The following is an 8,362-nucleotide window of genomic DNA, read 5'->3' as shown; positions in this document are numbered from 1 at the left end:
CCAGGAAACGGCGGAATCGTAGCCGACTCGTGGCTTTTCACACAGCCAGGGTCAAAAGGCGGCATGCCGGAGTTGCTCGCACAAGGTCCGCTCCAGCCCTAAAAGAGGATATGCTGCAGTCAGGCCCATTGAATTTGGGTCCTCTGGGGAGTGCCGAAAGCGCGGGGTACGCGCGACGGCCCGGTATGAGGATATTTGCAATCGTCATATCGCGTTTAATTTTGTACCCACTCGTACACAAAGGCGTTGCGCGATGGGGCGAATACGTAAGCCGTGATCTTCATGGGTTGGAACGCGGGGGGCCGGCACGAGGTTAGATAGATTGCGTACCATCGCGGCTGCGCGGATCGGCGCGTTGCACTGGAGGCGGCGCATGAAAGTCATCGTTGATGAAGCCGGCGAGGTCATCGCCATAGCAACGGATGATCATACTCTAATCGGCGGCCACCATCGCCTCGCGGTGGCGGGCAGCATGGGTAAAAGACTATTCTGGCGAGATACCGGCAAACCTGTGAAGCTTGATCTCTTCTTCAAGCATCATGAAAGTTCCATTCGACATACAGCCTGAGCCGCTACGCCTGATCGAGGGAGATTTTCGGTCGTTCGGGTTGGACCTGATTGCGTCGTCATGCAACTGCTATCAACTCTCGCATGTTCGTCCTGCGGGCACTCCAGTACCGAGGCCATGCTGACGGATGCCTGCCAGTTTTTCTACGACTGCAAGGGCTGCGGCCAGCGGCTAAAGCCTAAACCCGGCGATTGCTGTGTGTTCTGCTCATACGGCTCGGTGCCGTGTCCGCCGGTCCAGCGGAACGGGAAGTGCTGTTAGCGGTCGAACTTACTTGCGCTGCTGCTTGATCGCCCACAACCGATACGCCTCGTCCTCGTAGGGATCATCACCGGTCGGCGGCGGGATCAGCTTCGCGCCCTCCTTGCGGAAGTGATCGAGGCCACGCCCGAGCTTGCGGCCTGTCAGCGTGTGCCGGTCGTTCGCCCAGTCCGGTATCTCCGGTGCGTAGCCTTCGAACTGAGCGCGCAGTCTGATTGCCGCAGCGAAGTGGCAGCCAGCACGCGACTTCGGCGCGCGGCACATCGTGCGGATCGCGTTGCCCACCATCAAGCGGGCTTCGCCAATGCTCTTGCTGTAGCGGTCCCTTGATGCGGCGAGTGATGCCGCGACGACGGGAAAACGTGCGGCGCAGCCAATGTGTCGAGGTCTTCGTGGCAGATAACTTCGAGGCGATTGCAGACCATCGTGTAGAAGGCTTTGCGTGTAGAAGGCTTTGGAGGTGTGCATCAATTCGCACACAAACTCCATCGCATCGCGCTCCGTGCCGCGCCTGATGGCCTTCTGTAGCGCGGAGACGCAGGTCATTGCGGGAAGGCCGCTCTTGGTATCGGGGATCATCGGCCTGCTCCGTCACGCGAGACGGGGAGAATGATGGTCTTTCCCGCGATCATGGCCGCGACGAGCGCGCGGGCCGCTTCGAGCGAACGGGCGTAGACCGTGAAAAGCGGTTTCGGAAAATTCTGGCCCGGTGTCGGCTGATAGACGATGAATGCCTGCACTGGCTTGCTCCTGTGGCCGGTTGGGTGTCCGCCCGTTCAGCCATCGAACTTGCGTGCAGTAAAACATTGTTTTTGCTTGGGGATTCATTATCCGACATTGTTTGCGGCCTGACCTTACCGCCGCCTTTTGGGGCCTTCGTTGTGCCCGTCGCGTTGTCCACCGCAATCCGTAGCGGCTTGCCTGTCCCGCGCCCCTCGACGCATCCTCTCTCGATGGGCACCAAATCGCGCGAGACCATTTACGGCGCTTCGGTCCGGGCGGCGGCGGAGCAGGCGACGGAAGCACGCAAGCAAGCCGACCGGCTCGCCTGCGAGGCGTGGAATAAGCGGATGCTTGCCTTTCAGGGACCGGCTCAGCCATCGCCGACGCTGGGCGATGCCCTCAATGCCGGTTATGGCTATCTGGAAGTCCGGTGCCTCGGCTGTGACACAAAATGAGACCGTCGCGCTCGACATCGTGCGGCGACCGAAGTCAACGCCAGTTCATGAGCTGGAGCGCTACATGCGGTGCACAGACTGCTCGCAGGTGCGCGGCTATCCGTACAAGCGCAGCCATTTGGTGGCGCTTCGGCGCACCAAGATTTCGGCGAGCGATCCGCCATCAACGTGGTGGCCGGGTGAGAGGTGAAATGATGATGAGGGAGCGACGATGAACGGGAGCCGCTACTACGTGGTGCGATCAGAGGGCACGAAATACGGCATAGGCTTTGGCAGCGCGCTCGCTATCGCCATCAGCTACACCACCAACAAGTCGATCCTCTGGGCGATCATTCACGGCATTCTGGGCTGGCTGTACGTGATCTACTTCGCACTGTTCTGGTCGTAGCCGTCGCCGATGTGCAACCTCTACAGCATCACCACCAACCAAGCCGCGATCATCAACCTGTTTCGGGTGATCAATCGCTACGTCGGCAATCTCGCCCCGATGCCGGGCGTGTTTCCGGATTATCCCGCGCCAGTGATCCGCAACACCGACACCGGCAGCGAACTGGCGATGATGCGATGGGGCATGCCGCCACCACCACGGACGGGCGGGCCGCCGGTCACCAACATCCGCAACACGTCATCGCCGCACTGGCGGGGATGGTTGAAGCCGGAGAGCCGGTGCCTCGTTCCGGCCAATAGCTTCGCCGAGTACGCGCCGGAGCCGAACCCGGAGACCAAGAAAAAGGACGTGGTCTGGTTCGCGCTCAACGAGGACCGACCGCTGTTCGCCTTCGCTGGCATCTGGACGACGTTCAACGGGGATCGCGGCACCAAGTCCAAGCCGGTGCCGGGACCGCATCAGGTGTACGCAAGCCCGAACGCGGTGGTCGAGCCAATCCACCCGAAGGCCATGCCTGTGATCCTGGCCACCGACGAGGAGCGCGATGTGTGGATGCGCGCGCCGTGGGACGAAGCGAAGGCATTGCAGCGGCCATTGCCAGATGATGCGCTCAAGATCGTGATGCGCGGTGCGGAAAAGGAAGATAAGGCGGCAGCGTGATCTGCGCCCCAAATTTCCGTCATCGATTACCCATTCGCAAAAGGTTCAAGAAGGCTATGACAGAAGAAAGCAAAGCGGCTGCAGAAGACTACCGACAGCAGCGCCAGCAAGCCGACGCGCAGCGAAACGGCTTCGGATTTACCTCGGCTGGCTTTGACGATTGGCTGGCGAAAAACGAGCAGCGCCTGCGCGATTTGGCCAAAGCAAACGGAACCCCTGACGCCGATGTTGAGGCCGTGATCGAAGAATACAAGGCGTACCTCGCATCGGCGTCGCCCGGTTCAAAACTCGACGACAAGAACGCGCGTGCGATCCTCGATCCGATATTACGGGACATTGAAGACCTCTGTCGTGAGCAGAAAATTCCGATCCGAAACGGTGTGGTATATGGCGTTGCGCCGGAATTTGAGTTGCTGGCAAGACAGCGAGAAGTGATGGCGACCGATGTTAGCATCATCGATGTTAGCATGCCATTTCTCGTATTTTGTAACTGCGTAAGCAAAGCTCTCGCTCGAACGTTGCTGCACGAGACGAGACCACTCATCAAAGTGAGCAATGATCCCGCCTTGGTACTCCCTAATTTACGCGCGTCGCCAAGGCTGCTAGCCGAATGGGCGGTGATTATCTCCGCATTCGCTTGTGGTGAGTTGCCGCCGCATTCCATTAGTCCGCCGCCCGATCAAGTTGGGCAGCAAGTGACCAGAATTTTGGTTTTGAAGGCAATGGAGTGGTTTTCGCTTGCTCACGAGTATGGCCATCACGTGATGAAGCACGGTCAAGCTACATCAACTGAAGATACGCGCAATATTTTCAATGATGAGCACGAAGCTGATTTATTCGCGCGCGCGGTAAGCATGGCTTTAGGCGACAAGGCGGAGCCTCCTAACTTCTATGCAGTTTCCGGCGTTGGCGGCGTTATCGTGCTGGGGTTAATGGACATGACCCGCCGTGCACGTTGGGTGCTAGAGACAGGTCTCGACAGCGCCCCGGCTGGAACATCACATCCGCCGCTAGCTGACCGCATCACTGTGTTCGGTCTTCTGGATCAACACTTGCCGGAGGAACTGCGAGCCAGCGCGAAGGACATGCGGGAGTGCTTCTTGAAGATCATCGAGGGCATTTGGGAGCACAGCGTCCTCCCTGCGTTGCAGCAGGCGCACAAGGACGGCTTTAGACCGGACACCTCACGGTCAACATTAGCCTAGGACATCGCGACGGCTCGCGGCATCTCATCGAACGTGCGCCGGCGGTAGTGCCTGCCGGTGCTCTTCTTGCGAACGACGCCCCACGGTTTGAAGAAGAAGGCCGCCTTCGCCTTGCGACAGGCAGCTTCGATTACCGCGACCCGCCGCTCTTCCATCGGACGGCGCGGGGCCTGCTCTCGCCACCGACGATTGCTCATTACGCCCATCAGATTGGCGCCCGCCACAGACCAGAGTCGCGGCTCGAACGAGACGAATCTGATGGTGGGCCTCGCGGAGTTCATCGATGCGCTTGATGTAGTCGGCGCTCTCGACGCTGGTGCCGAGCCATCCGTTCGGCAGCACCGGAAGCGAGGTCGCGATAACCGCCCCGCTTTGTCAGACTTTGATAGGTGTGCTGCGGCGTCGCCTGCATCGTGTCCCAGACAGCGGCAACGAACTCCGCTGGCACCGCCTCATGAAACGGGTCCGACATAGAGTTTACAAAATGCGGCGCGGCTTTTTCCAACCTGCCGGTATGTTGAGCGCGGCGCGATCAAGCGTGACCTTTCCGGTCCGGACCGCGCGCTTGCCGCTCTTGCGCGTCAGAGCGCGATACTTCGGCGTGCCCATCGCGTCCAAACCGGCCGCCATATGCATCGCGTAGCAGTTCGTCCAACCGGGAAGATCACTGTGCAGCCAGCGAGCCGCCTCGTCGACGATCCGTCTCCTCCAAGCGGTTTGCTGACGAACCGAGAAGCCTCGTGACTCTTCCTGTCCGGCAATTAATCCGCACGCGCGCGCCGTCCTTTGCCGCGCGCCCGATGCGGATCGAATTCATCAACCGCGTTCTGCCAAGCAATGATCTCGTCCTCAAACCAGACGCGCCGGTTCGGGCTGATGTAGGTCGATTTGGGGAAGCGGCCGGATTTCTCCATGCGGTACAGGGTGGTGCGGCTCACGGGGATGATCCCCAGCACCTGAGTCTCGCTAAGCATGCGACGAGGGCGGAATTTTGTGGGTCCTTCCTCCTCCAATTGGGCTCCGTGTCGATTTCCTGCTACCATCCGAGTCTCAGGTGTTCCCGCGGCATCGCGCCAACTGCCTCGTCATGCCAATGTCTGCGCTTCACCCGGAACCAAAATGGAGCAACGGGCATTCCGTTGGAAGATTTAACTAGCCGAAATTGTGTCCCTCAACCCAATGCCTCATGGTTCAGATTGGCCGACGGCAAGATGGATCACTGATGATCCAGAGCGAACACGCGCTCATCTGGCGGCTGTGCTCAAGGCATTCGGCCCAATCGAGGCAATAGTCGATTACGTCGGGCCGAATTGGGGAGCTGTGTCCGAACCCGACTTATTTGAGCGCCCGACACGCTCCGACGAGGTAGCTCGTCACGTTGAGCGCAAGATCCGAGCGGCAGGACTTCTATACTGGAGAGTGGCGCGGTTCCTTTCCGTTGCGGAGACTCGTGAGCTACTTGACGATCTTCAGATTAAGCTAGGCGTCGTCTACCGGCGGATGGAGCAGCTACCGAACGTCCGCAGAGCATTTAACGCTGTACGTGATAGAGATGTGCCCGACAGCGGATGGTATGGAGATTCGCCCGATAATCCTTGGTATCCATATGTTTTCAATACCAGCATTGATGAAGAGGAGGTTCCCGAGCACGAAAAATGGGGGCGGCTTCTGCTGGCAATCGACGACGGCTGGAGCAGAGTTGGGCACTTGTTGCAGCCCGACGTGAATTTGGGTGAATTGTTGGAACAGCCTCCAACAAACCAGAAGAATCCGGGGCGGGTGCTGTGGGAAGCCATCTTCGCGCTACTGCGGGAGTGTGGTGTTGAGCCGCTGGAGAAGTACCAGCCCTTGATCCACACGCTTAGAGCTGTGCATCTGCTGTTCGGGATTGAAGAGCCGCCGAACGCTGGCCACCTCGGCTATGTGAAGTCTGAATTCCTGAAACAGGCATCAACAGGGGTGAACAGCAAGGCATTGGGTGAGGAGGGCAAATAATCCCTAGCTAAATCTTCACGGCAGAACTGCCTTCCGGCTCAATGAGAAAACCTCGTCGACTCAGCGCGGCGAGGTTTTTTCTATCTGAAACTGGGGTCGCATCCGGTCCTGGCTTGGTCATCCGCGCGGTGACGATGCCAGGGTTGACGACCCCGCAAGAGCGGAGGTCTTCATCCCATGGGTTTCACCATCGTCCCGCGCGGCCGCAAGCCGAAGCCGCCGATCCCGTTGCATCGCTTCATGCGCAGTGCTTGCCGCGACATTGAGCGCATCACGCGTATGGCGCTGACCTGTGCGCCGACCGACAGCTGGTCGCAAACATTTTTTAGCAATCTCATCCGCGCGATGCGCAATGCGGCGGATGAGCTGGAGCGTGCTGTCGAGCTGCGCATTGCCGAAGATCGCGCGGCTCATCAGGAGAAGCTCGCCGCGATCCGTGAGCGCGAGACCGACGCGCGTTTGCACAAGTAATCAAACGCGCAGCCGTGAACACGCGCAATAACACTTGCCAGGATCATCGCACGCTCGATGACGGCGCGCGTGCGGAACTGCGCACGCGTGCGGCCGAGATCGTGAAGTCGTTCCTCGGCGAGCCCAATCGTCACCTCAGCACCAAGCGCCAGCTGCGGTGGGGCAGCCGGGGGTCTTTTGCGCTGAACCTGGAGGGCGCCAAGGCGGGGCTCTGGTTCGATCATGAGAACGGCTGCGGCGGCGACATCATCGGCTTCCTCAAGCAGCAGCTCGGTGGCTCGATCGGCGATGCCATCAACTACGCTCTTGGTTATTTGGGACCTTCATTCGGCGTCAGCACGCGGAATGTGCGCCCGGTTCATCGCGCGGAGCCGGACGACGCCGTTCGGATTCGTCGTGCACTTCAGATCTGGGAGGGTGTGTTGCCGCTGCGCGGTTCGTTGGCTGAGCGGTATCTCGCCGGTCGCGGCATCCAAGTTCCTGATGAAGCGCTGGATGTTGTGGGCTTCCATCCGGCTTGCCCATTCCAGGCTACCGTGGCTCCGGCGCTTGTTGCGCTGATCCAGGATATTACCACGGGCGAGCCGGTCGGTGTTCACCGCCGGCGACTGACGCGTGATGCGGTCGCCGCTGGAGCGGCCATGAGCCTTGGCCCCAAGAGCGGCGGCGTGATCCGGCTTTCGCCGACGATTTCGACTGAACTTGCCGTCGGCGAAGGCGTGGAAACATGCCTCGCCGGAATGATGCTTGGCTCGGGATCGACTTGGTCGGTGCTGGATGCCGGCGGCATCAGCAACTTCATCGTCCTCGAGCATGTGCAACGCCTCACGATCCTGGTCGATCATGACGTGAGCGGAACCGGTCAGCGGGCCGCTGCCGCATGCCGGGACCGCTGGCTTGCCGCGGGCAAGCGCGTTCGCCTGATTATGCCCGACACGCCTGGTCAGGACATTAACGACCTCCTGCTGGCCGAATTGGGGAGCTCGCCTGAGCATGCGTGAGCTCCGCGGCGCGATCATCGATGAGTTCGAATCAGGTGCGGCCAAGCAGTCAGACGCGCTGCCGGTTGAGGTTGCCCGCGACTTACTGAGCGCTGCGATCGATCGGCAGATGACGATCGCAATTCAGCATCATGAGCGCGACGGTAGTTCGATGCTGGAGGCAGTCTGCGTCCCGACTGGCGTCGGAAAGTCCGAGGCTGCTCGCGTTGGTATCGTCGATTACATTGAGCAGGCTAAAAAGACGTATGCGGCAAAAAAGGCCGGCAAGAAGAAGCCGAAACGCAAGCGCATCCCGCACCGTGTTGTCGTTTTCGTCCCGACCCACAAACTGGGCGAGGAGGCGCGGCATCGTCTGCCGGACGGCATTACAACTGCGCTTTGGCAGTCTCGGAAGGCCAACGATCTCACCACTGGCGAGCCGTTGTGCCTGAACCTGCAAGCCGTTGCCGCGGCAGAAGCGATTGGCGCCAATGTTGAGCGAACGGCATGCCGCAAAGGCCGTAAGGGCCAGGAACCGATCCTGTGCCCGTTCTATCACCAGTGTGGCTATCAGGCACAAAAAGAAGCTGCGAAGAAGGCAGACGTGGTCTTTTGCGCGCATGAATACTTGTTTGCGCCGCCCAAGGAACTGACCA

General features: G+C 59.9%; 15 protein-coding genes and 1 pseudogene. 9 read left to right on the top strand and 7 right to left on the bottom strand.

Annotation, left to right across the window (positions count from 1 at the left end):
* Positions 1-373: 373 nt before the first annotated feature.
* Both AAE027_RS37920 and AAE027_RS37915 read left to right on the top strand, forming a co-directional pair.
* Positions 374-568 (top strand): hypothetical protein, encoded by a 195-nt coding sequence (locus tag AAE027_RS37920; protein WP_370990943.1) that lies wholly within the window; start codon positions 374-376, stop codon positions 566-568.
* Positions 569-628: 60 nt separating this feature from the next.
* Positions 629-829, top strand: coding sequence for a GDCCVxC domain-containing (seleno)protein (locus tag AAE027_RS37915; protein ID WP_370990942.1), 201 nt, complete (start codon positions 629-631; stop codon positions 827-829).
* Positions 830-838: 9 nt separating this feature from the next.
* On the opposite strand, the gene AAE027_RS37910 is transcribed toward AAE027_RS37915, so the two are convergent.
* Together AAE027_RS37910 and AAE027_RS37905 are read right to left on the bottom strand one after the other, a co-directional pair.
* Positions 839-1,375: a hypothetical protein gene (locus AAE027_RS37910; protein WP_370990941.1), complete on the bottom strand. Its 537-nt coding sequence runs from the start codon at positions 1,373-1,375 to the stop codon at positions 839-841.
* Positions 1,376-1,404: 29 nt separating this feature from the next.
* Positions 1,405-1,569, bottom strand: a complete 165-nt coding sequence (locus tag AAE027_RS37905; protein ID WP_370990940.1) for a hypothetical protein — start codon at positions 1,567-1,569, stop codon at positions 1,405-1,407.
* Positions 1,570-1,782: 213 nt separating this feature from the next.
* Here AAE027_RS37905 and AAE027_RS37900 point away from each other — a divergent pair.
* From AAE027_RS37900 to AAE027_RS37885, 4 genes and pseudogenes are all read left to right on the top strand, one after another.
* Positions 1,783-2,197 (top strand): annotated as a pseudogene (locus AAE027_RS37900) (hypothetical protein).
* A gap of 21 nt (positions 2,198-2,218) precedes the next feature.
* Entirely contained in the window at positions 2,219-2,395 is a 177-nt protein-coding gene (locus AAE027_RS37895) for a hypothetical protein (protein ID WP_164934582.1), read from the top strand.
* 9 nt (positions 2,396-2,404) lie between these two features.
* Positions 2,405-3,055, top strand: coding sequence for an SOS response-associated peptidase (locus AAE027_RS37890; RefSeq protein ID WP_370990939.1), 651 nt, complete (start codon positions 2,405-2,407; stop codon positions 3,053-3,055).
* A 56-nt stretch (positions 3,056-3,111) separates the two neighbouring features.
* On the top strand, positions 3,112-4,260 hold the full coding sequence (locus AAE027_RS37885; protein ID WP_370990938.1) for a hypothetical protein: 1,149 nt from the start codon (positions 3,112-3,114) through the stop codon (positions 4,258-4,260).
* On the opposite strand, the gene AAE027_RS37880 is transcribed toward AAE027_RS37885, so the two are convergent.
* The 4 genes from AAE027_RS37880 to AAE027_RS37865 form a co-directional block, all read right to left on the bottom strand.
* Positions 4,257-4,541 carry a DUF5131 family protein gene (locus AAE027_RS37880; RefSeq protein ID WP_370990937.1) on the bottom strand — a complete coding sequence of 95 codons (285 nt, stop codon included), beginning with the start codon at positions 4,539-4,541 and terminating at the stop codon, positions 4,257-4,259. The two genes, AAE027_RS37885 and AAE027_RS37880, sit on opposite strands and share 4 nt — an antisense overlap.
* On the bottom strand, positions 4,538-4,732 hold the full coding sequence (locus AAE027_RS37875) for a DUF5131 family protein (protein ID WP_370990945.1): 195 nt from the start codon (positions 4,730-4,732) through the stop codon (positions 4,538-4,540). The genes AAE027_RS37880 and AAE027_RS37875 overlap by 4 nt, the downstream gene beginning before the upstream one ends.
* A 5-nt stretch (positions 4,733-4,737) precedes the next feature.
* On the bottom strand, positions 4,738-4,890 hold the full coding sequence (locus AAE027_RS37870) for a hypothetical protein (protein ID WP_370990947.1): 153 nt from the start codon (positions 4,888-4,890) through the stop codon (positions 4,738-4,740).
* Positions 4,891-5,021: 131 nt separating this feature from the next.
* Positions 5,022-5,234, bottom strand: coding sequence for a helix-turn-helix transcriptional regulator (locus AAE027_RS37865; RefSeq protein ID WP_370990944.1), 213 nt, complete (start codon positions 5,232-5,234; stop codon positions 5,022-5,024).
* Positions 5,235-5,580: 346 nt separating this feature from the next.
* Between AAE027_RS37865 and AAE027_RS37860 the strand changes: the two genes are divergently transcribed.
* From AAE027_RS37860 to AAE027_RS37850, 3 genes are all read left to right on the top strand, one after another.
* Positions 5,581-6,255 (top strand): hypothetical protein, encoded by a 675-nt coding sequence (locus AAE027_RS37860; RefSeq protein ID WP_370990936.1) that lies wholly within the window; start codon positions 5,581-5,583, stop codon positions 6,253-6,255.
* 177 nt (positions 6,256-6,432) lie between these two features.
* Positions 6,433-6,726: a hypothetical protein gene (locus tag AAE027_RS37855; RefSeq protein ID WP_370990935.1), complete on the top strand. Its 294-nt coding sequence runs from the start codon at positions 6,433-6,435 to the stop codon at positions 6,724-6,726.
* A gap of 14 nt (positions 6,727-6,740) precedes the next feature.
* Entirely contained in the window at positions 6,741-7,727 is a 987-nt protein-coding gene (locus tag AAE027_RS37850; protein WP_370990934.1) for a DUF7146 domain-containing protein, read from the top strand.
* 82 nt (positions 7,728-7,809) lie between these two features.
* Here AAE027_RS37850 and AAE027_RS37845 read toward each other — a convergent pair whose 3' ends face one another.
* On the bottom strand, positions 7,810-8,328 hold the full coding sequence (locus AAE027_RS37845) for a hypothetical protein (protein ID WP_370990933.1): 519 nt from the start codon (positions 8,326-8,328) through the stop codon (positions 7,810-7,812).
* Between the last annotated feature and the right edge of the window lie 34 nt (positions 8,329-8,362).

Origin of the sequence: Bradyrhizobium sp. DN3 (assembly GCF_041357655.1) — a bacterium.
Taxonomy (GTDB): Bacteria; Pseudomonadota; Alphaproteobacteria; order Rhizobiales; family Xanthobacteraceae; genus Bradyrhizobium.
This window is presented reverse-complemented; position numbering and strand designations above follow the sequence as displayed.